This is a genomic window from Pseudoduganella sp. SL102, assembly GCF_027856995.1.
Classification (GTDB): domain Bacteria; phylum Pseudomonadota; class Gammaproteobacteria; order Burkholderiales; family Burkholderiaceae_D; genus Rugamonas; species Rugamonas albidiflava.
In genome coordinates, this window is the sequence record NZ_CP115554.1 from 2,281,677 (window position 1) to 2,308,406 (window position 26,730).

Here is a 26,730-nt window from a genome sequence, read left to right on the forward strand (position 1 = left end):
CAACGCGTCTGCGCCAGCGCATGATGCGGCAGTCTCATCTGCCTAACATAACCGTTTCTTCTGAGAATCGGAAATGGAGGCACGATGGAGCTTTTGGTAATCATCGGAGCGGGAATCCTCATTCCTCCCGTTATCCTGTTGTTCTCGGTAATCGGCGCCTATTCCAGGATTCGCAGCCTGGAAGATATAACGGCGCAGCTGCGCCGGAATATCGATACGCTGGTACAGCAGCATCGGAATGGGTCGCAGGAAGCTCCCGTAGCGCCGCAGTCCGAAGCGGCATCGCATGCCCCGCCTGCCGGCTCCGCGTCGGACACCGACCACCACGCCGCCAGCGTTGCCGCGCCAGCCATGGCATCGCCGCCCAGTTCACCGGCGGTCGTCCCGCAGGTCACCGTTCCACCAGTCGGCACATCACCTGCAACCAGCCCGCCTGAGGCAACGCCACCCGCTGCCAACCCACTTGCGGCAGGTCATTCACCACACTTGCAGCCGCCAGTAACGGTCCCGCCACCGGTATCGCCAGGCCCGCTCCAGCGCACGTTCGCGGCGGCGATCCGCTGGCTCGTCACCGGCAACCTGGTCGCCAAGCTGGGACTGGTCATCCTGTTCCTCGGCATCAGCTTCCTGTTGAAGTATGTCGCCGTGCGGCTCGTCATTCCGGTCGAGTTGCGCATTGCCGCGATTGCCGCCGCCGATATTGCGCTGCTGGCATGGGGATGGCGCATCAGGGCAGGGCGCCGCAGCATCGGCTTGCCGGTTCAGGGAGCCGCCATCGCCATCCTGATGCTGCTGGTATTCGCCTCCTACCGCATGTATGCGCTGATTCCCGGTGGAGCGGCATTCGCGCTGCTGTTCCTGCTGACGGTGTTCACTTGCCTGCTGGCGGTGATGCAGAATGCCGCGTGGCTGGCGCTGTTCGGCATTGCCGGTGGTTTCCTGGCACCGATCCTGACCTCCTCCGGTACCGGCAATCACATCGCGCTGTTCTCTTACTATGCGGTACTCAATGCCGGCATCCTGGCCATCGCGCTGCAACGTTCCTGGCGCGCGCTGAACCTGATCGGACTGGGGTTCACTTCGGTGATCGGCATCGCCTGGGCAATGCAACGCTACACGCCCGACGACTATCTGTCGGCGCAATGCTTCCTGCTGCTGTTCTTCCTGTTCTTCACGGCCATCTCCCTGGTCTACGCTTTCCGACAATCCACCAGCATGAAGAACCCGGTCGACGGCATGCTGGTGTTCGGCGTGCCGCTGGTCGGTGCTGCGCTGCAATGGGCGCTCGTGCGTGACATCCCGTACGCGGTCGCGTTTTCCGCGCTGGGTGGCGGGATGCTCTACACGGGGCTGGCACTGGCCTTGTGGCGCCGGCATGGCGAAAACATGCGTCTCCTGGTGGAGTCGTTCCTTGCCATGGGTGTGGTGCTCGGCACCGTTGTCATACCGCTTGCGCTGGACGCGCGCTGGACTTCGGCCGCCTGGGCCGTGGAAGGCGCGGTACTCGCATGGATCGGCTTGCGTCACGGTAGCGCGCGAACCTGGGGCTTTGGCGTGCTGGTGCAATTGGCCGGCTGGTGCGCATTCCTGCTGGCGGTCAGCAACCTGACGCCAGGAACGGTGGCCGAAGCGCGGCTGTGGCTCGGTTTCCTGATCCTGGCCGCCAGCAGTGGCGTGATGTCCCGCTTGTTCAGCCGCGCCGACCGGACCGCGCCGGGCACGGCGTTCGATACGCTGGGGGTGATCCTGCTGTGTTTTGCCACGGCCTGGCTACTGGCTGGCACCTGGACCGAGACCGCGCTGCGCACGGAAGGGGCGATGCGCAGCGATGTGCAGGCCGCCACGGGACTGCTGCTGAGCGCAGCGCTGTCGGTCATGGCGGTGCGCGCGGGCTGGCACGGCGCACGCGGCCTGGGGCTGGCGGTTCAGCTGCTCGCGGGCGTGACCCTGCTCATACAGATTGCCGGCCACTGGCAATGGTCCTGGCAAGCCGCGCAGGGCGGGCGTCCTGTCATTGGCGTGTTGCTGGTCACGGCAGCCGCATTCTTCACCGCCTGGCGGCTGGCCCGTGCACGGCAACTCGTGGCACGGCGTGGCGCACCCAGCATGTTCGCCTGGGCGGCACTGTGGTGGTTCGGTCCCTTGCTGGACACTTGCGCTGGCTATGCGGCGGACTGGACCGGCATCGTGCCTTTGCCACGCTTCCTGCCATTCATGGACCTTTGGCCCGCGCATGCGCTTTGCCTCGCTGCCTCGTCCGTGCTGCTGGCATGGCTTGGCCCGCGCCTGCGCTGGCGTTCGCTGCGCTGGCTGACGGCCGCTGGCTGGGTCGGGCTGGCAATGGCAATCCTCGAATTGCTGCTGGAACTGTATGCCGGCCATTTGCCGCCGGCCCAGGACTGGATCGCGCTGGGCGCACTGCTCGTGGCGGGCGAGTACCTGCTTCATCGCTGGCCCAGCAATGGCTGGCGGCTTGGCCGCGAGCTCCTGCTGATATTGCACACACTCCGTAGCGCGGGGCCGTGGCTCATGATCTGGCCGCTGGGTTTCCTGCTGATCGGCGACTGGCTGGCGATACAGCCTGGCCAACGCGACGTGCTCGCCGAGGCGGGATGGGAAACCACCGGCTCGTGGGCACGTTTCATGCCATTGTGGGCGCAGATGGGAGTAGCCGGCTGGCTGCTGCACCGGGCGCGCATGGGTGGCTGGCCGGCGCGGCCGGTACCGGAATGGTATGGCGGGGTGTTGCTGCCGCTGGCTGCGGCATGGACCGTGTTCAACGTACTGGCATGGAACCTGACGCAGGATGGTGCGATGGCGCCGCTGCCCTACCTGCCGCTGGCCAATCCGCTCGATCTTTCGACCGGGTTCGCGACCGTGCTGGTACTGATACTGTGCCGCGGCGAGCCGGGCATCAGGTTGCCGCGTGCATGGCAATCCGGGCTGCCCTGGTTTGCCGTGGCAGCGGCATTTGCCTGGCTTAACCTGATCGTGTTGCGCAGCGCATCGCACTGGCTGGACCTGCCTTACCGGGCCGATGCGCTGTTCGCGTCGCGGACGGTGCAGGCGGCCTTGTCGCTGCTCTGGAGCATGGCTGCGCTGGTGCTGATGCGCCGCGCCGTCAGCCGCCTGCAGCGTCAGCCTTGGCTGGCCGGCGCCGCAATGCTCGGCCTGGTGGTCGCCAAGCTTTTCCTCGTCGACCTGGCTGCCAGTGGCAGCATGGCCCGTATCGTTTCGTTCGTGGGCGTCGGGCTGCTCATGCTGGCGATCGGCTACCTGGCGCCTTACCCGGCGTCGCCCCGACAAGAGCTGGAGAAACGCAAAGGGGACCCGGCATGATGCAGGCATTCGCTCACCTGGCCACCGCCGTGGCGGCGCTGGCCCTGGCGTTGGCCAGCCTGCCCGCCGCCGCGGCTGACACCCCGGCGCACTATGCGTACCAGCAGCAGTTGACAGTCAGCGGGCGCGAGGCGGTCGTGCAATACCGTCTGCCCCGCGGCGTCTACCTGCACGCGCTCTCGGCCGAGCTGCACGACCTGCGCGTGTTCGATGCGGACGGCACACGCCTGCCATTCGCCTTGCGTGCGCCAGCCGGTGCGGCGCAGGCCAGCCGGCAAGGTGTCGCGGTACGCATATTCCCGGTGTTCGCCCAGCCTGACCAGCATGGCATCGATGCCGGCGTCGAGATCCGCCGGGCCGGCGACGGTACGGTGATCTCCGTGGAAGCACGTACCGTCGGCACGCAGGCGACCGCGCCGGCCCTGTCGGCGCTCGTTCTCGACATGGGGGCGGAGAGCGGCGGTGGCGCATTCGATGCGCTGCAGTTCACGCTGCCCGCGGGAACCGGGCGGTATGAAGCGCGCCTGGGCATCGAGACCAGCGACGACCTGCAGCAATGGCATGGCATCGCCGACAGCAGCGTGAGCTGGATGGTGAGTGGTGATGGCCAGGCGCTGGCCAGCGACCGCATCGCCTTCGAGCCGCGGCAGTTCCGCTATGCGCGCATCCACTGGCTGGCCGGCAAGCCCTTGCAATTTGCCGGGATCCGCGCCGAAGCGGTGCGCTACAAGGAGATACCGGCTCCGCTGGACACCTTGCTGGTACAGCCGGTGCCCGGCAAGGCCGGTACCGACCTGATGTACCCCTCCGCCATCGCGATTCCCGTGCAGCGGGTCGGCCTGCAGTTTTCCGAGCGCAACGTCAGCCTTCCAGCCGAGCTGGGGCGCTACCGGGAACTGCCATCGCTGCGCGAGGCGAGGCGTACCACGTGGCAGTTCGAACCATTGGTGAGCGCCACGTTCTACCGTTTCGGACAGGGCGGCCGCGAGCGCCTCTCCGGCGATGTGCCGATCACGCCGCTGCACAGCGACCATTGGGTGCTGCGGCCGCTCGCGACAAGCGGCAGCCAGCCGGCATTGCGACTGGGCTGGTCGCCGGCGACGCTGGTATTCCTGGCGAATGGCCGTGCGCCCTACACGCTGGCCTACGGCCGCCGCGACGCCAAGCCGGCCGCATGGGCCATCGGGCAAGTAGCGCCGGGCCTGTCCGAAACGGAGCTGGGCAACCTGGAACGTGCCACCGCCGCAGCCGAGCGGTTCATGGCCCGGCCGGCGGCACCGGCGCCGGGCGTTGCCGCGCAGGCATCGGCGTCGGCTGCCTCCCGCAAGGGTATCCTGTGGGGCACGCTGGCGCTGGGTTTATGCGTGCTCGCGGCAATGGCATGGCAGCTGGTCCGGCAAATGAAATGACAACGCCGCCCGGCTTGCGCCGGGCGGCGTTCATGTGCAGTGCGCTGCGCCCCGTGGGTAGCGTCTCGCGCCCTGCCGTTATGCCCCGTTTCTATGCCCTGCTATTACGCCCTGCGGTCATACCCTGTTGATCAGGAAATTCGTCAGCAGCGGCACCGGCCGGCCGGTGGCACCCTTGGCGGCGCCCGATTTCCAGGCGGTGCCGGCGATGTCCACGTGGGCCCATGGATACTTGCGGGTGAAGTTTTCCAGGAACGCGGCGGCCGTGCACGACGCGCCGCCCGGCGTGCCGATATTGGCCAGGTCGGCGAAGTTCGATTTCAGCTGGTCGTTGTACTGTTCGCCGATCGGCAGGCGCCACACGGTATCGCCGGTGGCGCGGCCGGCGGCGGCGATTTCCTCGGCCAGCGCATTGTGCTGGTCGTCGTCGCGCGTGAACAGGCCGCTGTGGTGATGGCCCAGCGCCACGATGCAGGCACCGGTCAGCGTGGCCACGTCGATCACGGCGGCCGGGTTGAAGCGCTCGGCGTAGGTCAGCGCGTCGCACAGGATCAGGCGGCCTTCGGCGTCCGTGTTCAGTACCTCGATGGTCAGGCCGTTCATCGACGTGACGATGTCGCCCGGCTTGGTGGCGCGGCCCGACGGCATGTTCTCGCAGGCCGGCACGATGCCGATCACGTTCAGCTTCAGGCCCATTTCGCCGATCGCGCGGAAGGTGCCCAGTACGGACGCGGCGCCGCCCATGTCGTATTTCATCTCATCCATGCCAGGGCCCGGCTTGATCGAAATGCCGCCCGTATCGAACGTGATGCCCTTGCCGACCAGCACCACCGGCGCATCCTTCGGCTTGCCGCCCATGTGCTTCATGACGATGAACTTCGGCGGCTGCTCGCTGCCGTTGGTCACCGACAGGAAGCTGCCCATCTTCAGCGCCTCGAGCTGCTTGCGCTCCAGTACTTCGACGTTGAACTTGTATTCCTTGCCCAGGCTCTTGGCGGTCTCGGCGAGGTAGGTCGGCGTGCACACGTTGGCCGACAGGTTGGCCAGGTCCTTGGTGAGCTGCATGCCGTTGGCTACGGCGATCGCCTGCGCCAGCGCCAGCTTGGTGGCGGCGCTGTTCGGCACGGCCAGCGCCAGCTTCTTCACGCCCGCCGGCGCCGGATCCTTCTTGGATTTCTGCGCGTCGGTGCGGTAGATGCTGTCGCGCGCGGCCACCACCACGGTGCGGATCGCCCAGTTCACGTCGCGGTCCTTCAGTTCGGCCAGCGGCAGTGCGAGAATGGCGTCCGGCGCGCCCAGCGTGGCAAACGCCTTCAGGGTGGCCTGCACGCCGCCCGTGAAGGCTTTCTCGGTCACGCCGTCGGCATTGCCCAGTCCCACCAGCAGCACGCGCTCGGCCGCCACGCCATCCACGCCGCGCAGCAGCAGGGTGGTGCCGGGCTTGCCGGTGATGTCGCCGGACTTCAGCGCCGCCGTGATCTGGCCGGCGCCATCGAGCGCCTGGGCAGCCTGCGACAGCTTCCTGTTTTCGAATACGCCCACTGCGACACAGCCGGTCTTGGCCGACGCGATGGTGTTCTTGGTGTCGAATGCTTTTATGCTAAAGTCCATTTTTGTTCTCCGTTGGTGCGCGTTTGTTCGTCTGTCCGTCTGTTCGTCAGTCCGTCTATTCGGCTATTCGCCATTCGGCTATTCGTCTCGTGGACAAACACCAAAGCGCGGTAGCTTAACCCAGTTACGCGAATCGGCCGAATCGGCCGGCAAGAACGCCGGCTTCATGCGCCGCCCGCATGACTCACTTATCGAATTATAAGCTTCGAATGATTTTTCAACGCGCCCTCCGGCGTGAGCTGCTCGGCTCCGCCGGGGCTACCTTCACGGTGCTGTTCACCATCATCCTCACGTGGACCCTGATCAGGATCCTTGGCCAGGCCGCCGGCGGCAAGGTCGCATCGGGCGATGTCATCGCGCTGATCGCCTTCACGTCGCTGAATTACCTGCCCCTGATCCTCGCGCTGACCAGCTTCATCGCCGTGCTGCTGGTGGTCACCCGCACCTACCGGGAATCCGAAATGGTGGTCTGGTTCGCTTCCGGCCAGAGCCTGACAGCGTGGATCCGGCCCGTGCTCACGTTCGGCTTTCCCATCATCGTGGTCACCGCGGTGCTGTCGTTCTACGCCGGGCCATGGGCCAAGCTGCAGTATGCCGAGTACGTCGAGCGCTTCGCCAAGCGCGAGGACCTGCAGAAGGTGTCGCCCGGCCAGTTCAAGGAATCGGGTTCCAGGAACGCGATCTTCTTCGCCGAAGGCGCGTCGGGCCAGACAGCTTCGGTGCAGAACGTGTTCGTCAACCAGGTCGATGCGCGCGGCACTACCGTCATCGTGGCAAAGGACGCCGTGGTCGAAACGGCCGATAACGGCCAGCGCTACCTGGTGATGAAGAACGGCCGCCGCTACCAGGGCCAGCCGGGCCAGGCCGATTTCCAGACGATGGAATTCGACACCTACAGGTTGCAGGTGGCGCAGCAGGCCACCCGGCTCGATCCGATCCAGGACGTGAAGGCGATCCCGACGGCGACCCTGGTCAAGATTCCCACCAACCAGGCGCGCTCCGAACTGCTGTGGCGCATTTCCGCGCCGATCACCTGCTTCGTGCTGCTGTTGCTGGCGATTCCGCTCGGCTTCGTCAATCCCCGCGCCGGCAGTTCCACCAACCTGATCATCGCGATCCTCATCTTCTTCACGTACTACAACATGAACGAACTGTTCAGGAAGGGTGTCGAGCAGGGCCGTTTCAGCTTCACGCTGGGCTGGTGGCCGCTGCACCTGGTGGCGCTGCTGACGGTGCTGGCCCTGTTCCTGTGGCGCCTGAACGTGAACAGCCGCTGGCATCCGCGCGCACTGTTCGCGTCGCGCAAGCGCGGGCAGGGGGCGGCATGACGGTCCTGCAGCGCTACTTCACAGTTTCCATCACCAAGGCCGTGGGCCTGGTATTGCTGGCATTCCTGGGCCTGACGGCTTTCATGGACCTCACCAACGAGCTGTCCTCCGTGGGCCGCAACGGCTACCGCTTCCAGGATGCGCTGCTGTATGTGCTGGTGATGGTGCCGCAGCACGTCTACGAGGTGATGCCCGTCGCCGCGCTGATCGGCACCATCTACACGATGGCGCAGTTCGCGTCGTCGTCCGAGTTCACCATCATGCGCGCCGCCGGGATGTCGACGCGCATGGCGGGCTGGATGCTGTTCAAGACCGGCATCGCCTTCGTCGTCGTCACCTTTATCTTCGGCGAGCTGATCGCGCCGCGCACGGCGCTGATGGCCGAGCGCCTGCACCTGACCGGACGCGGCGCCACGGTCTCTTCCGATTTCCGTTCCGGCCTGTGGACCAAGGACATCGTCAAGAGCGGGGGGCTGTCCGGCACCGTGCAGGGCTCGCGCTTCTTCAACGTGCGCCAGGTGCGCCCGGACGGCACGCTGGTGGACGTGAAGCTCTACGAATTCGACAACAGCTACCGGCTGCGCACGCTCACGGTCGCCAAGAGCGGCACCTACCAGGGCAACAACGTCTGGCGCCTGCAGGAGGTGACGGAAAACCACTTCACCAACCCGGCGCTGCTGACGGGCGAGGCCACGCCGCAAAACAATTTCGCCCAGGAGACCAGCGCGATCGAGACCCGGCAGCACGCCACCAAGGATCTGGTGTCGGAAATCACGCCGAAGATCCTGTCGGTCGCCTCGTCCGACCCGGAGCGCATGTCGGCCAACGAACTGGCCGTGTACACCCGCCACCTGCAGGAAAACCGGCAGGGCACCGAGCGCTTCAAGATCGCCTTCTGGAAAAAGCTATTCGACCCCCTGGCCGTGTTCGTGCTGATGGCGCTGGCGCTGCCGTTCGCCTACCTGCACACGCGCAGCGGGGGTGTGAGCCTCAAGATTTTCATCGGCATCATGATCGGCGTGAGCTTCCTGCTGGTGAACACGCTGTTCGCGCACGTGGGCGCATTGTCCTCGCTCCCCGCCTATCTGGTGGCGGTGATGCCGAGCGTGATTTTCCTTGCCCTCGCCATGGGGGCACTCTACTGGGTGGAACGACATTGAAACAAGCATTGATCCTGTTTGCCCATGGCGCCCGCGCCGCCAGCTGGGCCGCGCCATTCGAGCGCCTGCGCGACCTGGTGGCCGCGCGCGAGCCCGGCGTCGATGTCTCGCTGGCCTTCCTGGAACTGATGTCGCCGCGCCTGCCCGAGCGGGCCGCCGAACTGCTGGCGCAAGGCGTCACGGACCTCACCGTGGTACCGGTGTTCCTGGGGCAGGGCGGCCACGTGCTGCGCGACCTGCCTGAAATGATCGACCAGCTGCGCGCCGATCATCCGCAACTGGCCATCCGCGTCGCCGAAGCGGCCGGGGAAAACGCGGCCGTACTGCAGGCGATCGCCGATTACTGCGTGGGATCGCTGCTTGAGCCTCGCTGAGATCGCGCCGTTCGCGATTGCCCAGCCGGTCGTCGTCAAGGGCGATATCGCCGCCAACGTCGCGCGCCACGTGGTACAGACGGAAGTCGCGGCCGGCGAAGGCGCGCGGCTGGTCTTGTTCCCCGAACTGGCATTGACGGGCTACGAGCCGGCGCTGGCCGCCGGGCTGGCACTGACCGCCGACGATATGCACCTGGCGCCACTGCGGGAAGCCGCCATGCGGCTTGGCGTCGTGCTCGTCACGGGTGCTCCCTTGAGAACGGCCGGCCTGCCACGCATCGCCGCGCTGTCGTTCCTGCCCGATGGCACGGTACAGGTCTACACGAAGCAGTACCTGCATCCGGGCGAGGAAACCGCCTTCGCGGTGGGTAGTGGGGGCGCTGGCCTGCAACTGGATGGCGCGCGTGTCGCGCTGGCGGTGTGTGCCGAGATCGCGCATCCGGAACATGCGGCCGCTGCCGCGCGGGGCGGTGCCGCTCTGTACGCGGCCAGCGTGCTGATCTCGGAAAATGGTTACGCGCACGATGCGGCGCTGCTGCGCGGCCATGCGCGCGAACACCGGATGCCGGTGGCGATGGCGAACCATGGCGGCCCGACCGGTGGCTGGCAGATCGCCGGGCGCAGCGCGCTGTGGGATGAGAACGGCGAGCTCGTGATCGTGGCCGACGGCGGCGGCGAATGCCTGCTGCTGGCCCGGCGCGGTCGCGATGGATGGCAGGCTCGCGCCATCGCGCCAGGCGCGTGACCTTTATGCCGGCGACGGCGGCAGCGATGCCTGGTGCGTGGCCACCAGTTGGCTGATCGCGCCGGGGGCGACCAGCTCTTTTTCCGCCAGCGCGCGCAGTTCCTCCGATTCGATGCCTGCCAGCCCGGCCATGCGCAATGCGCCAGCTTCGGCATGGCGGCCCAGTCCGTGGAGGATCGCGCCACGCAACCGCAATGCCTGGACGTAACCCGACAGCAGTGCTGAAAGATGGGGCGGCCTGAAATCGGCCGGCAGCAACGGCGCCCAGCGGGCGGTCGCATTCAGTTCGCCCAGCTGCGACAGCGGCTCCGGCAGGTAACGTTCACCCAGCGCATAGTCGCCCTGCTCGACGATCGCGGGCAGGGCGCGGGACGAATAACGTGCCGCCACCTCGGGCGTCGTGCGCAGCAGGTGCAGGAAGACTTCGTATGTCGACCGGGAGTCGCCGAGCGTGTCGTTGAACCAGGCAATATCCCAGAATCGCGAATGCGTTCTTCCGCCGAATGCTTCCTCCGCGCTGTCGGTATCGCCATCCAGCAGCCGCCGCACGTGCTCGTCCCGCAAGGCCGCCAGGGCATCGCGCGCAGGCGAATGGACTTCGATCAGCTGGCCCCACTCGAACAGCACGATGAATGGCAAGGGCGGCAGCGCCGGATCGTCGCGGCGCAGGTCATCGGTGATGCCGGTCAGCACGCGCAACGCCCCGTCGTAGTCGCCGGCCTGGCGGGCCATGATCGCCTGCCGCACCGGCTCCATCAGTGTTCCGTCACGTTGGCGCGCGCATGCGCCACCATCGCCTGGATCGTCGCGCCCGGGCTGTCGAATTCGCGCTCGACGGCATCGCGCAGCGCATCCGATTTCAGCTCGTCCAGGGCGGCGCGCGATACCTGCTCGGCCAGCGCTTCGTCGTCCTGGCGCCGCAGCACTTCCACCACCAGGCGCACTTCCTTGGTGTAGTTCAGCACGAACGACAGCAGGGCAGGGGCGGACGACGTGCCGGCCGTCTTCACCAGCTCCTCCGTGTAGGCGTTCAGGCTGGCCGCCAGCCCCCGCACGCGCTCGGCCGGATCGCCCAGGTAGCGGCGCGCCAGCGTGAAGTCCTCGGCCGCCACCAGGGCGGGCAGCGCGAAGTCGGCGCATTGCCGGGCAAGCAGCGGCATCTGGATATCCATCCGCACGAACAGGTCGTGGGTCGCCCGATCCTCGCCCAGGGCGCTGTTGATGGCGACGATGTCGCGGAACAGTTCGCGCAGTCCCGGACCAGTGCCTTCGCCGCCGTTGAGCATGCGTTCCGTATCGCGGTCGCGCAGGCCCTGCAGGGCGCGGCGCGCCAGCGGGAATTGCTCGGCGAGGTAGATCCAGTCGCGCAGCGCGAACGACAGGCGCACGCCCGCCAGGCCCGGCTCCACCGCCAGCGCGTTTTCGTGGAACCACAGGTGGTCGCGCAGCGCATCCTCGTACCGGCCTTCCAGCCGCGCGGCGCGCGCCCGTTCCAGTACGTCGTGTGCTTGTCCCATGCTGCCTCCCAGTCTGTGCAAAAGGCGGTATTTTAGCAGCGGCGGCGGTACTAGATCCGCTTGTTGCGCTTGAGCCAGAGCGGCAGCAGCCACCATACGGAAGCGACGATCGCGCCGATCGCGACGGCGACGATCAGGCCGACCTGGTTGCCGAAGACTTCGGAAACGACGAGATTGGTACCCAGCACGAGGGCGATGCCCAGTGCCACCGAACCAGCCACGATCTGCCGCGTCGCGACGCGCTTGAAGCGCTCGCGGTCCATCAGCGGGCGCATCACGCGATGCTGCACCGCGGGCCCCGACAGCAGGATCAGGCTGGAAAGGGCAAAGAACAGCGTGGCCAGGAACACGTATTTTTCCGATTGCACGATGTGCCGGAACCCGCCATTGAAGGGCAGGATGATCAGGAAGGCCGCCAGTGTCTGCGCGCCGGGCAGGACGATGCGCATCTCGCTGAGCATGTCGGAGAAGTCGCCGTCTTCGGGCAGGTCGGCGTCGTCGGGGACGCCTTTGTTGGGTTGTTGTGGGTCGACTTTCATATCGTGGGATTTTTCCCCATTATAGGGAGAACCCCACGGAAGGGGCGCCCGCTACCCAGCCGTAACCAGCGGCACGGCGCGATGGAGGAGAAGGGCGGGGAGCATCGGCGCGACACAGGGCCAGAGCGATACAGGCTCAGAGCAATACAGGATCAGAGCGATACAAGGATCAGAGCGGTACAAGGATCAGAGCGGTACAAGGATCAGAGCGGTACAAGGATCAGAGCGATAGCGGTACAGCGCGATAGCGGTATCAGCGTGGCTGCAGCGGCCGGGCTTCCATCGCGTCGCCCACCATCACCAGCACGGGTCCGTGCGGCGAACCGAGGCCGTGGGCCAGCTTGTCCAGTGTGATGCGCTCGATGCGCTGGTCGTGCCGGCTGACGTTTTCCAGTACCAGTACCGGCGTATCGGGCCGGCGGCCCTGCTGCAGCAGGCGCTGGGCGGTGGCGATGGCTTCGCGGCCACCCATGTACTGCACCAGCGTATCGGTCGACGGGATGCCGGACAGGTCGTCCTCGTCCGGCGCGGTGCTCGACGTGAAGAAGGCCACGCTGCGGGCCACGCCCCGTTTCGTCAGCGGCTGCTTGGCCGCCGCCGCCGCCGCAACGGCCGTGGTAATGCCGGGCACCACCTCGACCTCGATGCCTTCCGCTTCCAGCGCCGTCAACTCCTCGTCGGCGCGGCCGAACAGCATCGGGTCGCCGCCTTTCAGGCGCACCACGCGCGCATACTTGCGCGCGCAGTCGATGAGCTGCTGGTTGATGGATTCCTGCGCCGCCGAGCGCTGGCCGGCGCGCTTGCCGACCGACACCAGGTCGGCTTGCGGGCACAGCGCCAGCATTTCAGGCGTGACCAGCGCGTCGTAGAGCACGACGTCCGCATCGGCCAGCAGGCGGGCGCCGCGTACCGTGATCAGGTCAGCGGCGCCGGGACCGGCGCCCACGAGATAAACTTTTCCGACTGCTGGCAAACCGGGCTCCCTGCTGGCGTTGATGATGACGTTATTCGCCGTGGCGCGACTGCGAGTCGACTCGCAGCCGACTCAAGGCCGACTCAGAGCCGGATCATGCCGGCTGCCACGGTCTGGTGCGTGACTTCATCGATCAGGATGAAGGCGCCGGTGGCGCGGATGTCGGCATAGGCATCGGCGGCCAGCGGCTGCTGCACGGTCAGGCCGATACGGGCCACGTCGTTCAGCTTCAGCGCCTCGGCATCGTGACGCTGCTGCGTGTTGATGTCAAGGATCGAGTCGATCTTCGTGATCTTCGCGGCGGTCTGCTTGGTGCCGTGCTTCAGCCAGTACTTGCGGCGCAGGTCCAGCGGTTCCTCGGACAGCCAGCATACATCGGCGCTCACCTGCTTGAGCAGCGTGGCCGGCTGTTCGGCGGAGGCCAGCACGTCGCCGCGCGACACGTCCACGTATTCGTTCAGCACGATCGTCACCGACTGGCCGGCCGTCGCCGACTGCAGCGCGCCGTCGAACGTGACGATTTCCTTCACGGTGGCGCTGTGGCCGGAAGGCTGCACCACCAGCTTGTCGCCCACGGATACTTTACCGGCTTCGATGCGGCCCATGTAGCCGCGGAAGTCGTTGGCTTCGTGGCCGTTGTGGCGCGCCACCAGCTGCACCGGGAAGCGGAACGGCGAAGCGTGCGACTCGTCGTACACGGACAGCGATTCGAGCAGCTCGATCAGGGTCGGGCCCTGGTACCACGCCATGTTGGCGCTCTTCTCGACCACGTTGTCGCCGGTCAGGGCGGACAGCGGGATCGGCGTGATGTCCTTCAGGCCCAGCGTCTGCGCGAATTCGCCGTAGGCCTTGACGATGCGGTCGTAGACGTCCTGGTCGTAGTTCACCAGGTCCATCTTGTTGACGGCCACCACCACGTGCTCGATCTGCAGCAGGTGGGCGATGGTCGAGTGGCGCTTGGTCTGGATCAGCAAGTCAACGCCGCCATCCTCGCGCAGTTTCACCTTCGACACGTCGATCAGGATGATCACCGCGTCGGCCGTCGAGGCGCCGGTGACCATGTTGCGGGTGTACTGCTCGTGGCCGGGCGTGTCGGCGATGATGAACTTGCGCTTGGGTGTGGCGAAGTAGCGGTAGGCCACGTCGATCGTGATGCCTTGCTCGCGTTCCGCTTCCAGGCCATCGGTCAGCAGCGACAGGTCGATGGTGTCGCCCACGGTGCGCTTGTGCTTGGCGCGGGACACGGCGGCCAGCTGGTCGGCGAAGATGCCCTTGCTGTCGAACAGCAGGCGGCCGATCAGCGTGCTCTTGCCATCGTCGACGGAGCCGGCGGTAATGAAGCGCAGCAAAGATGATTGGGACAGGTTTTCGTTCATGGCGTTCATCAGAAGTATCCGGCTTTCTTGCGTTTTTCCATCGAGGCTTCGGAGGTCTGGTCGTCCATCCGCGTGGCGCCCCGTTCAGTCACTTGCGTCACGGCCGTCTCGGCGATGATCGCATCGACATCGGCGGCATCGGACGATACCGGGCAGGTGCACGAGATGTCGCCCACGGTACGGAAGCGCACCACCTGCGTCTCGACGGTTTCGCCTTCGCGCGGCGGCGTGAGGTCGGTCAGCGGCACCAGCAGGCCGTTGCGCGGAATGACCTGGCGCTCGTGCGCGAAATAGATCGACGGCAGCGCCAGCTTCTCGCGGGCGATGTACTGCCACACGTCCAGCTCCGTCCAGTTCGAGATCGGGAACACGCGCATGTTCTCGCCCGGGTGGACGCGGGTGTTATACAGGTCCCACAGTTCCGGGCGCTGCGCCTTCGGATCCCATTGGCCGAATTCGTCGCGGAACGAGAAGATCCGCTCTTTCGCGCGGGCCTTTTCCTCGTCGCGGCGGGCACCGCCGATGCAGGCGTCGAAGCCGTGTTCGGCGATCGTTTCCAGCAGCGTCACGGCTTGCGCGGCATTGCGCGAATCCGTTTGCGGATTGCGCAGACGCACCGTGCCCTTGCGGATCGATTCCTCGACGGAGCCCACGATCAGGCGCTCGCCCAGTTCGGCCACGCGGCGGTCGCGGAACTCGATCACTTCCGGGAAGTTGTGGCCGGTATCGACGTGTACCAGCGGGAACGGGAATTTACCGGGGCGGAAGGCCTTTTCGGCCAGGCGCAGCAGGACAACCGAGTCTTTGCCGCCCGAGAACAGCAGCGCGGGATTGGAGCATTCCGCCGCGACTTCGCGCAGGATGTGGATCGCTTCCGATTCGAGGGCGTCCAGGTGGCGCGCGTTCACGTCCTCCAGCCCGGTAATCTGATTTTCTGCCAGTGCGTTCATGTAGATTCTCTTGTTATGGCGAGCAAAAATAGTGAATTAAGCCGCCACGGATTTGATTCGAATGAGCTTGCCGTCGACGACGTGCAGCCCGCATTCCTTCGATTCGGGGTTTTCCCACCACCAGCGGCCGGCGCGCACATCCTCGCCCGGCTGGACCGCGCGGGTGCACGGTTCGCAGCCGATCGACGGGAAGCCCTGGTCGTGCAGCGCGTTGGTCGGCACATTGTTGGCGCGCAGGTAGTCCCACACGTCTTCCTCGGACCAGTCGGCCAGCGGGTTGAACTTGTCCATCAGGTGCCCGGGATCGTCCTCGTGTACCTGCAGCGTGGTGCGGGTGTTCGACTGCGCGCGGCGCTGGCCCGTGATCCAGGCCTTGTTGCCGGCCAGCGCGCGGCCCAGCGGCTCCACCTTGCGGATGCGGCAGCATTCCTTGCGCATGTCCACGCTGTCGTAGAAAGCGTTCAGGCCATTCTGCGCCACGTACTGGTCCACCGCATCCTGCTGCGGGCGGTACAGGGCGATCTCGTAGCCGTAGTGCTCCCTCACGCGATCCAGCATGGCCAGCGTTTCCTTGTGCAGGCGGCCGGTTTCCAGCGAGAAGATGCCGATCGGCAGCTGCGCCTTCAGGATCAGGTCCGTCAGCACCATGTCTTCGGCCGCCAGGCTGGAGGCGAACACGGCTGGCGTGTACTCGCGTGCGATCAGTTCCAGGGTCTGCCTGGTGGATGCAACGAGAGAATCGAGCTTGCTCATGTGTGTTCCCCAGCCGTTCAGATGCCGGAGCCGATGTCGTTGTGCTCGCGCGCGCCGGCCGTGCGGGCATGGCGGCGGAACAGTGGCAGCTTGTCGTCGACCGACGCCTGGTAGGTTTCGGAGAACACGGTCAGGCCTTTCAGCGCATCCTCGATGCTGCGGTCCGGGCGCGGCGCATACGCGTCGAAGCCGGTGCGCTTCATCTGGAACAGCTGGTCGCGCAGCACGTCGCCGATGGCGCGCAGCTCACCGGTATAGCCGAGGCGCATGCGCAGGTTGTAGGCGATCGAGTAGCCGCGGCCGTCGGTGAACTTCGGGAAGTTCACGGCCACGACCGAGAACTTGTCCAGTTCGCCCTTCAGCTCTTCGGGGCGCTCGTCGGACTGCAGCCACACGCCGATTTCAGGGCGGGCGGCCAGCGCTTCCTTCTGCGCCTGCCACACTTTCAGCGGCACGATGACCTTGCCGGCGGCGACTTCCACCGTGGCCGGTTCCTGGCCTTCTTCGAGGCGCAATACGGTCCAGTCGTCGGCGACGATCTGTTGACCTTTGATGACGCGGTTGGCAAATTCGTTAGGCATATTCGTCCTCTCCCACCAGGCGACCCGGTTCGTTGATTGGCGTGGCGTACACATGTTCCTTGAACGGGGCGATCCCGATGCGCTGCACCGTGTCGACGAATTTCTCGTCCGGCGTGCGTTCGCGCAGGTACACCTGCAGCAGGCGGTCGATCACTTCCGGCATCTGGTGCGCCGAGAACGACGGGCCGATGATCTTGCCGATCGCGGTGGCGTTACCCTGCGCGCCGCCGATCGACACCTGATACCATTCGCTGCCATCCTTGTCGACGCCCAGCACGCCGATATTGCCGACGTGGTGGTGGCCGCAGGCGTTGATGCAGCCGCTGATGTTCAGTTCGATATCGCCGATGTCGTGCAGGAAGTCGAGGTGGTCGAAGCGTTCCGCGATGGCGGCCGAGATCGGGATCGATTTCGCGTTGGCCAGCGAGCAGAAGTCGCCGCCCGGGCAGCAGATGATGTCGGTCAGCAGGCCGATGTTCGGCGTGGCCAGGCCATGCGCCTTGATCTCTTTCCACAGGTCGAACAGCTGCGACTGCTTCACGTCCGCCAGCACGATGTTCTGCTCGTGCGTCACGCGCAGTTCGCCGAAGCTGTAGCGGTCCGCCAGGTCGGCCATGAAGTCCATCTGTTCCGCGGTGGCGTCGCCCGGCGGCACGCCGGTTTTCTTCAGCGACAGGATCACGGCGGCGTAGCCAGCCTGCTTGTGCGGCTTGACGTTGCGGCCCAGCCAGTTAGCGAAGGCCTTGTTGTCCTCGTGGCCGGCACGCGGGTCGATCGCTTCGAGCGATTCGTACGGGTGCGGCTGGAAGTAGGCGATCACGCGCTCCATTTCTTCCAGCGTCAGCGTTTCCTCAGTGCCTTTCAGGTCGGCCCATTCCTCTTCGACCTGGCGGGCGAATTCCTCGGCGCCGATGGCCTTCAGCAGGATCTTGATGCGCGCCTTGTACTTGTTGTCGCGGCGGCCGTACTGGTTGTACACGCGCATGATCGCTTCCGTGTACGTCAGCAGGTGTTCGCGCGGCAGGAATTCACGGATCGTGGTGCCGATGATCGGGGTGCGGCCCATGCCGCCGCCGACCATGACCTTGAAGCCGATCTCGCCGGCTTCGTTCTTCACGACCGTCAGGCCGATGTCGTGGATGGCGATCGCGGCGCGGTCTTCCAGGGCGCCGTTGATCGCCACCTTGAACTTGCGCGGCAGGGCGATGAACTCGGGGTGGAAGGTGGACCACTGGCGCAGCACTTCGGCATACGGGCGCGGATCGATGATCTCGTCGGCGGCCACGCCGGCGAATTCGTCCGACGTCACGTTGCGGATGCAGTTGCCGGAAGTCTGGATCGCGTGCATCTCGACAGAGGCCAGGTCGGCCAGGATGTCCGGCGTGTGTTCCAGCTCGATCCAGTTGAACTGGATGTTCTGGCGCGTGGTGAAGTGGCCATAGCCGCGGTCGTACTTGCGGGCGATATGGGCGAACATGCGCATCTGCTTCGAGGACAGCAAGCCATAGGGCACGGCGATCCGCAGCATGTAGGCATGACGCTGCATGTACAGGCCGTTCTGCAGGCGCAGCGGCAGGAATTCTTCTTCGGTCAACTCACCGGACAGGCGGCGCTGCACCTGGTCGCGGTACTGCGCGATGCGCTCCCGCACGATGAGATGGTCGTATTGATCGTATTGGTACATAGCGTTCCTATAATCGCAAAGCATGGAGCTGACCGGCGGCTTGCCGACGGGCTCTCCCGGCAGGTTGTCCCCAAGATAGGCGTTATCGTAATAAACTCACGCTTTATTCCAAACGACTTAGTCTTTATTTGCTTATATGCGTGGGCGGTATAAGCTTCAGCGTAAAATAGCGGACTTACCGCCAGGAACTACATGAATCTTCATCAACTTCGTTTCGTACGGGAAGCCGTCCGCCAGAATTACAACCTGACCGATGCCGCCAAGGCGCTGTTCACGTCGCAGCCGGGCGTGTCCAAGGCCATCATCGAGCTGGAAGAAGAGCTGGGTGTGGATATCTTCACCCGCCATGGCAAGCGCATCCGCGGCTTGACCGAGCCGGGCCGGCTGGTCCTGGAGTCGGTCGAGCTGATCATGCAGGAGATCGACAGCCTGAAGCGGATCGGCAAGGAATACGCGGCGCAGGACAGTGGCAGTTTCACGATCGCCACCACGCATACGCAGGCCCGCTACACGCTGCCGAAGGTGGTGCAGGCCTTCATGCTGAAGTTTCCCAAGGTAAGGTTGTCCCTTTTGCAAGGTAATCCACGGCAGATCGCCGAGATGGTACAGCGCGACCAGGCCGACCTGGCCATCGCCACCGAGTCCATCGCCGGTGTCGACAACCTGATCACGCTGCCGTGCTACCAGTGGGAACACGTGGTGGTGGTCCCGCCCGAGCATCCGTTGCTGAAAGGTAAGTCCGTCACCCTGGAAGATATCGCCGCCTACCCGGTCATCACGTATGACAGCGCGTTCGCCGGCCGCAGCAAGATCGACCATGCTTTCTCGCTGCGCGGCCTGAAGCCGGATGTGCTGCTGGAAGCGATCGATGCGGACGTGATCAAGACCTATGTGGAACTGGGCATGGGCATTGGCATCATCGCGGGCATGGCGTTCGACGCCGAGCGGGACCGCAACCTGCGGGCGATTTCAGTCGGCCACCTGTTCGGCATGAATGTCTCGCGCGTGGCGGTGAAGCAGGGCGCTTATCTGCGCTCCTATATTTATACGTTCATCGAGCTGCTCGCTCCCACGCTGAACCGCAAGCTGGTGGAGCAGGCCATGCGCGGTGAGCACGAAAACTACGAATTATGAATCATGAAACATTGCAGCGGTATTACGCGCTGAACGCGGCCGCCATCGAAGATACCTACGACAAAACGGAACGGCAGGCCGACCTGGCCTTGCTGCGCCAGAGACTGCCCGAGCTGCTGCGCGGCCACAAGGTGCTGGAAATCGCCTGCGGCACCGGTTACTGGACTCGGCTGATCGGGGCGAGCGCCGCCTCGGTGCATGCCATCGACGTCAATGAGGAAGCGCTGGCGCTGGCACGCACGCGCCAGCCGGAAGGCAACGTCACCTTTGCGCAGGCCGATGCATTCGACCTGCCGCCGGCACCGGGCGAATACACGGCGGTGTTTGCCGGTTTCTGGTGGTCGCATGTGAAGCGCGAAGAGCAGGAACGTTTCGTGGCGCAATTGCGCGCGAAGCTGGGCAAGGATGTGCTGCTGGTATTGCTGGATAACGTGTACGTGGATGGCAGCAGCACCGTCATCGCCCGGACGGACCAGGAAGGCAACACCTACCAGTTCCGTACGCTGCCATCCGGCGAGCGCCTTGAAATCGTCAAGAATTTCCCGACCGACAGCTACCTGCGCAAGAAACTGGCGGCATCTACGAAGGAAATCCGCATCGAACGGTGGCAATATTATTGGCTGCTGACAGCGCGGCTGAAGTAAACGCAATACCTGTTGTGTTTTGGTAACAAGTTATTGATGTCATATTGTTGAAGTATTTGGAAGGCATGATACGCCGCGTCAGACCCAGAGCGGTCTCACAGTCCGACCAACTTCAACAAGAGAACATCAAAGTGAAAAAACTTACCCTGGCCGTACTCATCGCCGGCAGCTTCGCAGCCACCGCTTCCGCCCAGTCGAACGTCACCATCTACGGTATCGTGGATGCGGGTATCGTCCGTGAGACCGGCGGCGCGGCCGGTGACGTCACCAAGGTGACGAGCGGCATCGGCAGCCAGTCGCGGATCGGTTTCCGCGGCACCGAAGACCTGGGCAATGGCCTGTCCGCGATCTTCACGCTGGAATCGGGCTACAAGATCGACGACGGCGCCATCGACAGCTCGGGCGCGCTGTTCAACCGCCAGGCCTTCGTGGGCCTGTCCAGCAAGACGCTGGGTACGCTGACGCTGGGCCGCCAGTACAACCCGCTGTACAACGCGCTGTCGAAGATTGCCGACCCGTTCGGCGCCGGCTACGCTGGCAGCGCCAAGAACCTGTTCCCGACCGGCGGCGTCAACACCCGCGTGTCGAACGCGATCGTGTACACCACGCCGAAGTGGGCCGGCTTCTCGGTGGAAGGCCTGTATGCGCTGGGCGAGCAGGCTGGCGACAGCGAAGCCGGCCGCGTCTTCTCGATCGGCTTCAACTACACGTCGGGCGGCCTGAACGCGGCCCTGGTGTACAACAACCGTAACAACGACACCGTTGCTTCCGGCACCACCCCGGCCGCCGAGCGCGAAGACGGCAAGAACACGCTGCTGGCCGTCAACTACGACTTCAAGGTCGTCAAGGTGTTCGCCGCCTTCGAGCGCGACAAGGGCCTGAACAGCTCGCCGATCCCGGTCGCCAACGCGTTCGGCTACGCCGTCGCGCCGCGCGCCTCGCTGGAAGCGGACGACGCGCTGGTGGGTGTGCAGGTGCCGGTCGGCTCCGGCAAGATCATCGCTTCGTGGATGAACAAGAACGACAAGACCGCCAACAACCAGGATGCGCGCCAGTGGGCCGTGGGCTACTCGCACGACCTGTCGAAGCGCACCAGCGCCTACGTTGCCTACGCAAAGATCGACAACAAGAACGGTGCCGGCTACACCGTGGGTAACAACAACGAAACCGGCAGCGGCGACACCGGCTTCAACCTGGGCATTCGCCACACGTTCTGATGCCTGACCGCGGTACCCGATGAAAACGCCCGGCACGCGCCGGGCGTTTTTTCATGTACGCAGGTCATTCCGGCAGCGGTTCAGTTGGCGCGGTGGGCATTGGGCAGTTTGCCGATGTCGAGGGCCTCACCCGGCAGCGGCAGGTGTATCTCGATCCGCGTGCCGCGGTGGCTGCCGGTGATCGCGATATCGCCGCGGATCGCCCACACCCGTTCGCGCATGCCGAGCAGGCCGAACGACGTGGGTTTTTCCATGTCCGCCTGGGCAATGCCGCGGCCATCGTCCTCGATCGTCAGGTACAGCGTGGCCCGGTGCCGGCGCAGCGCGATGCGCACATGGCGGGCCTGCGCGTGGCGGGCGATGTTGGTCAGGGATTCCTGCACGATGCGGAAGAGCGCCGTGCTGTAACGGTCGTTCAAGACCAGCTCGTCTTCGCGTGCGGCGAGTTCGCACACGATGCCATGGCGCTCCGCGAATTCATGGCGCAGCGATTGCAGCGCGAAGTACAGGCCGCCTTCATCGAGCGCATGCGGGCGCAGGTTGCTGGCGATGCGCCGCAGCGACGTGATCGCCGACAGCAGCCGCCCGTCCATGCCGGCCAGCAGGTCGCGCGTGGCATCGTCGGCAACCGGTTGCCGCATCAGCAGGCTCATGTCGACACGCAGCGTGGCCAGCAGCTGGCCCAGGTCGTCATGCAGTTCGCGCGCGATATGGGCGCGTTCTTCTTCACGGATATTCTCCAGCGCGGAGTCGGTCGCGCGGCGCCCGGCCATGCGGGCGCGGGCGTCGGCCTCGCGCTGTTCGGCAAGGGTGGTCGGCCGCGCGTCGAGCCGCCAGGCAAAACGCGCTGCGAGGATCAGTGCAGCCACCAGCAATGGTCGTGACATGGACATCGGTGCTCCCTTCGGCTGATGCGGGCAGCCGCTCGAAAACCCTAATACAGATGGGTTCGGAAGGATTGATGTGGCACAACTGCGCCGGCGGACTTACATCTGCTTGAACAGGTGCAGGAAGCTGCGGCTCACTTCCAGCTTCTCGGGCCGGCCCTTGACCATCACCAGGTGCCGGCCCCGGATATCGCGCGTCACCCCTTCGATCGCGTTCACATTGACCAGCGTGGCGCGGTGGATCTGCCAGAACAGCGAAGGATCGAGTTCGTCGGCCAGGTCGCGCACCGGCTTGCGGATCAGGGCTTCGAACTTGTCGGTCTGCACGCAGGTGTATTTTTCATCCGAGCGGAAGAACAGGATTTCCTCGACGGGAATCATGCGCAGGTCCTGGCCGATGCTGGCCTGGATCCATTGCAGGAACTTCGGCTTCGGCGCGGCGATCTTTTCCGCCAGTTGCGACAGCATGGCGGTCACGCTGGCATTGACGTCGCCGGCCGGCTTGTTCAGCCGTTCCTTCAGGCGCTCCGCGGTGATCTTCAGCCGTTCCTGCTCCGGCGGCTTGAGCACGTAATCGACGGCGCCGCGCTCGAAGGCTTCCACGGCATACGCGTCGTAGGCCGTCACGAACACGACATGGCTCTTGTTGCCGATGATGGCCGCGGCTTCCATGCCGGTCTTGCCGGGCATGCGGATGTCGAGGAAGGTGAAGTCGGGCTTCAGCTGGTCGACCAGCTCGATCGCCTCGTCGCCGTTCTTGGCTTCGCCCACGATCTCCAGTTCAGGCCATACCTGGCCCAGGCGCATGCGCAGCTGGTCGCGCATCAAACGTTCATCGTCGGCTAAAATCGCGGTAGGCATGGCTGGCAGGAATAAGGGGCAATGGGTGCCAATTATTCAATGAATCGGGGCACCGCGCAATGGCCGTGGCGCCGCCGCCGGGTTTTGTGCTATTTGCGCGCCGCCTCGGACAACTGATAGGGCACTTCGATCGTGGCGATCACGCCGCTCGGCTGGTTCGGTTCGATGCGCAACTGGCCGGCATCGCCATGCAGCAGTTTCAGGCGCTCGCGGATCGTCATCAAGCCCAGGCCGGTGCCGTCGCTGGGCTTGGCGCCGAAGCCGAGGCCATTGTCGGCGACGATCACGCGCAGCTTGCTGTGCGCCACATCCGCGCGCACCTTCAGCGTTCCGCCTTCGGGCTTGCCTTCCAGGCCGTGCTTGATGGCGTTCTCCACCATCGACTGCAGCATCATCGGCGGAAATGCCGCGCTGCGCAGGCCATCGGGAATGTCGAAGTCGATCGTCAGCCGTTCTTCCATCCGCATCTTCAGCAGCGCCAGGTAGGCCAGCACCATGTCCGCTTCGCGGCCCAGGTTGGTGATCAGCGTGTTGTCGCGCATCTGCGGCAGCACCGCCCGCAAGTACTTGATCAGGCTGCGCTGCATGGCTGATGCCCGCGGTGGATCGGTCTCGATCAGGTGTTCCACGGAGGCCAGCGTGTTGAACAGGAAGTGCGGCTCGACCTGGGCCTGCATCATCTGCATCTTTGCTTCCGACAGCTGGCGCTGCATGGCGGCGCGCTCGGCGGCCGCATTGGCGGTCTGGGTTTCCGCTTCCGCCTTCTTCTTCCCGCCCATCAGGGCCTTCATGCCGAACAGCGTCAGCACCAGCAGGAAAACAAAACTCTGGAACCACGTGGACGCCTGCTCGTGATACCGGGACACCTTTTCCTCGGCCGCGTTGTCGACCGCTTCTTCCAGCGCATTGGACAGCTCTTCGCCGATCTGCGGCGGCAGTTCGATGTGCACTTCTTCGCCAGGAAGGGCAGTGACGACCGGGGTCGAGCGGCCCTTGACGAGCGGGGGGCAGGGGCGGCAGGCGCTGCGGCGGCGGCAGGAGCAGCGGGAGCGGCAGGGGCAGCGGGAGCAGCGGGAGCAGCGGGAGCAGCGGGAGCAGCGGGAGCGGCATCGCCTGCTTCGGCGGCGCTGGACGCTTCCGGAGCTTCGGCAGCTTCAGGTGCGTCGGCGGCATCACCCGCCTCTGACGGTGCCGGGTTGCGCAGCTTGCCGCCGCGCGGATTGAAATGGATGCCGCTGTCGTCGATGACGATACTGGTGTCGCTGCCCGTGCTGGGGCGCTTGTGCGAGCGGATAACGACGTCTTCATCGATATTCGGCGAAAACAGCTCATCCTGCAGGATCGACGCCGCGATCAGCGCCAATGCGGCAAACAGGAAGAACTTCCACCACGACAATTGCGTGACCCAGGTGGCAGTCCGGTCGAAGCCCGTATGCAGCGAAGCCAGGAGGGTCTTCAGGGTTTCTTGTAGTTTCGGCGTGGGGAACATCGACGGCGTCCGTTCTCTATATAGGGCAGCAAGTGTAGATAACGTAACGCAAAACTGTCCACCGGGCGAGGGCCGTGCGACAGTCTGCGCAATCGCGGGACTGGAACGGGAAAGTGCGCGATGGCCGGATGGCGCGAAAAAGTGCTTGCGCGGCAGCGGATGGGTTGCTATAGTTCTGTCCCTCGCAGCAACGCAGCTGTCACGAAAGTGAAACAGGCAAGTTGAAGCGGGGCAAAAAGAAGCTTGACGAATCGCACGAAACACTCGATAATCTTGCCTCTCTGCTGCTGACAAACACAACGATTTGTCGCCGGATGGAACGAAAGTTCACGAATCCGCAGCAAGCCCGAAGTTGAAATGCTTGGGCAGAATTCTTTAACAATCAACAGTCGATAAGTGTGGGCGTTTGATGTGGTGTGCCCTGAACTTCGGTTCAGACAGCTCAAAATATATAGCATCAAACGCTTACACAAGTAATAAACGTGACTATCTAACGATAGTTCGTCAGTTATTTGAGTAAGTGACCTCCGATAGCAGTATCGGAAAAACAGAGATTAAACTGAAGAGTTTGATCCTGGCTCAGATTGAACGCTGGCGGCATGCTTTACACATGCAAGTCGAACGGCAGCGCGGGCTTCGGCCTGGCGGCGAGTGGCGAACGGGTGAGTAATATATCGGAACGTGCCCAAGAGTGGGGGATAACGTAGCGAAAGTTACGCTAATACCGCATACGATCCAAGGATGAAAGCAGGGGACCGCAAGGCCTTGTGCTCCTGGAGCGGCCGATATCTGATTAGCTAGTTGGTGAGGTAAAGGCTCACCAAGGCGACGATCAGTAGCTGGTCTGAGAGGACGACCAGCCACACTGGAACTGAGACACGGTCCAGACTCCTACGGGAGGCAGCAGTGGGGAATTTTGGACAATGGGGGCAACCCTGATCCAGCAATGCCGCGTGAGTGAAGAAGGCCTTCGGGTTGTAAAGCTCTTTTGTCAGGGAAGAAAAGGGTACGGCTAATATCCGTGCCTCATGACGGTACCTGAAGAATAAGCACCGGCTAACTACGTGCCAGCAGCCGCGGTAATACGTAGGGTGCAAGCGTTAATCGGAATTACTGGGCGTAAAGCGTGCGCAGGCGGTTTTGTAAGTCTGTCGTGAAATCCCCGGGCTTAACCTGGGAATGGCGATGGAGACTGCAAGGCTAGAGTTTGGCAGAGGGGGGTAGAATTCCACGTGTAGCAGTGAAATGCGTAGAGATGTGGAGGAACACCGATGGCGAAGGCAGCCCCCTGGGTCAAGACTGACGCTCATGCACGAAAGCGTGGGGAGCAAACAGGATTAGATACCCTGGTAGTCCACGCCCTAAACGATGTCTACTAGTTGTTGGGTCTTAATTGACTTAGTAACGCAGCTAACGCGTGAAGTAGACCGCCTGGGGAGTACGGTCGCAAGATTAAAACTCAAAGGAATTGACGGGGACCCGCACAAGCGGTGGATGATGTGGATTAATTCGATGCAACGCGAAAAACCTTACCTACCCTTGACATGTCAGGAATCCTGGAGAGATCTAGGAGTGCCCGAAAGGGAACCTGAACACAGGTGCTGCATGGCTGTCGTCAGCTCGTGTCGTGAGATGTTGGGTTAAGTCCCGCAACGAGCGCAACCCTTGTCATTAGTTGCTACGAAAGGGCACTCTAATGAGACTGCCGGTGACAAACCGGAGGAAGGTGGGGATGACGTCAAGTCCTCATGGCCCTTATGGGTAGGGCTTCACACGTCATACAATGGTACATACAGAGGGCCGCCAACCCGCGAGGGGGAGCTAATCCCAGAAAGTGTATCGTAGTCCGGATTGTAGTCTGCAACTCGACTGCATGAAGTTGGAATCGCTAGTAATCGCGGATCAGCATGTCGCGGTGAATACGTTCCCGGGTCTTGTACACACCGCCCGTCACACCATGGGAGCGGGTTTTACCAGAAGTAGGTAGCTTAACCGCAAGGAGGGCGCTTACCACGGTAGGATTCGTGACTGGGGTGAAGTCGTAACAAGGTAGCCGTATCGGAAGGTGCGGCTGGATCACCTCCTTTCTAGAGTCGGCACTGACCGCAAGGTCGTGCATCAAACGCTCACACTTATCGACTGTCGAATGAAGAAGAAAC

23 protein-coding genes and 1 rRNA gene are annotated in these 26,730 nt (G+C 64.2%); 10 read left to right on the forward strand and 14 right to left on the reverse strand.

Annotation, left to right across the window (positions count from 1 at the left end; all coding sequences use genetic code 11):
* Window positions 1-84 precede the first annotated feature (84 nt).
* Both OU994_RS09685 and OU994_RS09690 read left to right on the forward strand, forming a co-directional pair.
* Window positions 85-3,339, forward strand: coding sequence for a DUF2339 domain-containing protein (locus OU994_RS09685; RefSeq protein ID WP_281610577.1), 3,255 nt, complete (start codon window positions 85-87; stop codon window positions 3,337-3,339).
* Window positions 3,336-4,748, forward strand: a complete 1,413-nt coding sequence (locus tag OU994_RS09690) for a DUF3999 family protein (RefSeq protein ID WP_281610578.1) — start codon at window positions 3,336-3,338, stop codon at window positions 4,746-4,748. The genes OU994_RS09685 and OU994_RS09690 overlap by 4 nt, the downstream gene beginning before the upstream one ends.
* 117 nt (window positions 4,749-4,865) lie before the next feature.
* On the opposite strand, the gene OU994_RS09695 is transcribed toward OU994_RS09690, so the two are convergent.
* On the reverse strand, window positions 4,866-6,359 hold the full coding sequence (locus tag OU994_RS09695) for a leucyl aminopeptidase (protein ID WP_281610579.1): 1,494 nt from the start codon (window positions 6,357-6,359) through the stop codon (window positions 4,866-4,868).
* Between the two features lie 209 nt (window positions 6,360-6,568).
* On the opposite strand from OU994_RS09695, the gene lptF reads away from it, so the two are divergent.
* Genes lptF through OU994_RS09715 form a run of 4 tightly spaced genes read left to right on the forward strand, consistent with a single transcriptional unit; the run spans window position 6,569 to window position 9,966 of the window.
* Window positions 6,569-7,687: an LPS export ABC transporter permease LptF gene (gene lptF, locus OU994_RS09700; RefSeq protein WP_281610580.1), complete on the forward strand. Its 1,119-nt coding sequence runs from the start codon at window positions 6,569-6,571 to the stop codon at window positions 7,685-7,687.
* A complete protein-coding gene (lptG, locus tag OU994_RS09705) occupies window positions 7,684-8,847 on the forward strand; it encodes an LPS export ABC transporter permease LptG (RefSeq protein WP_281610581.1) in 1,164 nt (387 codons plus the stop codon). The genes lptF and lptG overlap by 4 nt, the downstream gene beginning before the upstream one ends.
* Window positions 8,844-9,221 (forward strand): sirohydrochlorin chelatase, encoded by a 378-nt coding sequence (locus tag OU994_RS09710; protein WP_229420477.1) that lies wholly within the window; start codon window positions 8,844-8,846, stop codon window positions 9,219-9,221. Before lptG ends, OU994_RS09710 begins: the two co-directional genes overlap by 4 nt.
* Window positions 9,208-9,966: a carbon-nitrogen hydrolase family protein gene (locus OU994_RS09715; RefSeq protein ID WP_281610582.1), complete on the forward strand. Its 759-nt coding sequence runs from the start codon at window positions 9,208-9,210 to the stop codon at window positions 9,964-9,966. The genes OU994_RS09710 and OU994_RS09715 overlap by 14 nt, the downstream gene beginning before the upstream one ends.
* A gap of 3 nt (window positions 9,967-9,969) precedes the next feature.
* On the opposite strand, the gene OU994_RS09720 is transcribed toward OU994_RS09715, so the two are convergent.
* From OU994_RS09720 to OU994_RS09760, 9 genes are all read right to left on the reverse strand, one after another.
* Window positions 9,970-10,722 carry a hypothetical protein gene (locus OU994_RS09720; protein WP_281610583.1) on the reverse strand — a complete coding sequence of 251 codons (753 nt, stop codon included), beginning with the start codon at window positions 10,720-10,722 and terminating at the stop codon, window positions 9,970-9,972.
* Window positions 10,722-11,483 carry a hypothetical protein gene (locus tag OU994_RS09725; RefSeq protein ID WP_281610584.1) on the reverse strand — a complete coding sequence of 254 codons (762 nt, stop codon included), beginning with the start codon at window positions 11,481-11,483 and terminating at the stop codon, window positions 10,722-10,724. Before OU994_RS09725 ends, OU994_RS09720 begins: the two co-directional genes overlap by 1 nt.
* Window positions 11,484-11,533: 50 nt before the next feature.
* Complete coding sequence (locus tag OU994_RS09730) at window positions 11,534-12,022, reverse strand: DUF6328 family protein (RefSeq protein ID WP_281610585.1); 489 nt, start codon at window positions 12,020-12,022, stop codon at window positions 11,534-11,536.
* Window positions 12,023-12,275: 253 nt separating this feature from the next.
* Window positions 12,276-12,995 (reverse strand): uroporphyrinogen-III C-methyltransferase, encoded by a 720-nt coding sequence (gene cobA, locus OU994_RS09735; protein ID WP_281610586.1) that lies wholly within the window; start codon window positions 12,993-12,995, stop codon window positions 12,276-12,278.
* Between the two features lie 83 nt (window positions 12,996-13,078).
* The gene (locus OU994_RS09740) at window positions 13,079-14,380 is read right to left on the reverse strand and encodes a sulfate adenylyltransferase subunit 1 (RefSeq protein ID WP_131147074.1); all 1,302 of its coding nucleotides are present in this window, start codon (window positions 14,378-14,380) and stop codon (window positions 13,079-13,081) included.
* Window positions 14,380-15,321: a sulfate adenylyltransferase subunit CysD gene (gene cysD / locus OU994_RS09745; RefSeq protein ID WP_281610587.1), complete on the reverse strand. Its 942-nt coding sequence runs from the start codon at window positions 15,319-15,321 to the stop codon at window positions 14,380-14,382. Before cysD ends, OU994_RS09740 begins: the two co-directional genes overlap by 1 nt.
* Before the next feature lie 36 nt (window positions 15,322-15,357).
* Window positions 15,358-16,074: a phosphoadenylyl-sulfate reductase gene (locus OU994_RS09750; protein ID WP_281610588.1), complete on the reverse strand. Its 717-nt coding sequence runs from the start codon at window positions 16,072-16,074 to the stop codon at window positions 15,358-15,360.
* Window positions 16,075-16,091: 17 nt separating this feature from the next.
* Window positions 16,092-16,655 carry a DUF934 domain-containing protein gene (locus OU994_RS09755; RefSeq protein ID WP_281610589.1) on the reverse strand — a complete coding sequence of 188 codons (564 nt, stop codon included), beginning with the start codon at window positions 16,653-16,655 and terminating at the stop codon, window positions 16,092-16,094.
* Window positions 16,648-18,339: a nitrite/sulfite reductase gene (locus OU994_RS09760; RefSeq protein ID WP_281610590.1), complete on the reverse strand. Its 1,692-nt coding sequence runs from the start codon at window positions 18,337-18,339 to the stop codon at window positions 16,648-16,650. The genes OU994_RS09755 and OU994_RS09760 overlap by 8 nt, the downstream gene beginning before the upstream one ends.
* Before the next feature lie 192 nt (window positions 18,340-18,531).
* Here OU994_RS09760 and OU994_RS09765 point away from each other — a divergent pair, with 192 nt between their 5' ends.
* The 3 genes from OU994_RS09765 to OU994_RS09775 all read left to right on the forward strand — a co-directional run bounded on the left by OU994_RS09765 (window position 18,532) and on the right by OU994_RS09775 (window position 21,334).
* The gene (locus tag OU994_RS09765) at window positions 18,532-19,473 is read left to right on the forward strand and encodes a CysB family HTH-type transcriptional regulator (RefSeq protein WP_131147070.1); all 942 of its coding nucleotides are present in this window, start codon (window positions 18,532-18,534) and stop codon (window positions 19,471-19,473) included.
* Window positions 19,470-20,117, forward strand: coding sequence for a class I SAM-dependent methyltransferase (locus OU994_RS09770; RefSeq protein ID WP_281610591.1), 648 nt, complete (start codon window positions 19,470-19,472; stop codon window positions 20,115-20,117). Before OU994_RS09765 ends, OU994_RS09770 begins: the two co-directional genes overlap by 4 nt.
* Window positions 20,118-20,248: 131 nt before the next feature.
* Complete coding sequence (locus OU994_RS09775) at window positions 20,249-21,334, forward strand: porin (RefSeq protein ID WP_281610592.1); 1,086 nt, start codon at window positions 20,249-20,251, stop codon at window positions 21,332-21,334.
* A gap of 80 nt (window positions 21,335-21,414) precedes the next feature.
* Here OU994_RS09775 and OU994_RS09780 read toward each other — a convergent pair whose 3' ends face one another.
* The 4 genes from OU994_RS09780 to OU994_RS09795 form a co-directional block, all read right to left on the reverse strand.
* Complete coding sequence (locus OU994_RS09780; RefSeq protein ID WP_307731860.1) at window positions 21,415-22,227, reverse strand: sensor histidine kinase; 813 nt, start codon at window positions 22,225-22,227, stop codon at window positions 21,415-21,417.
* Between the two features lie 93 nt (window positions 22,228-22,320).
* Entirely contained in the window at window positions 22,321-23,082 is a 762-nt protein-coding gene (locus tag OU994_RS09785; protein WP_131147066.1) for a LytTR family DNA-binding domain-containing protein, read from the reverse strand.
* Between the two features lie 89 nt (window positions 23,083-23,171).
* The gene (locus OU994_RS09790) at window positions 23,172-23,873 is read right to left on the reverse strand and encodes a histidine kinase (RefSeq protein ID WP_307731919.1); all 702 of its coding nucleotides are present in this window, start codon (window positions 23,871-23,873) and stop codon (window positions 23,172-23,174) included.
* Window positions 23,874-23,884: 11 nt separating this feature from the next.
* On the reverse strand, window positions 23,885-24,571 hold the full coding sequence (locus tag OU994_RS09795; protein WP_281610593.1) for a hypothetical protein: 687 nt from the start codon (window positions 24,569-24,571) through the stop codon (window positions 23,885-23,887).
* Between the two features lie 556 nt (window positions 24,572-25,127).
* Here OU994_RS09795 and OU994_RS09800 point away from each other — a divergent pair.
* Window positions 25,128-26,658 (forward strand): 16S ribosomal RNA (locus tag OU994_RS09800).
* Window positions 26,659-26,730 lie beyond the last annotated feature (72 nt).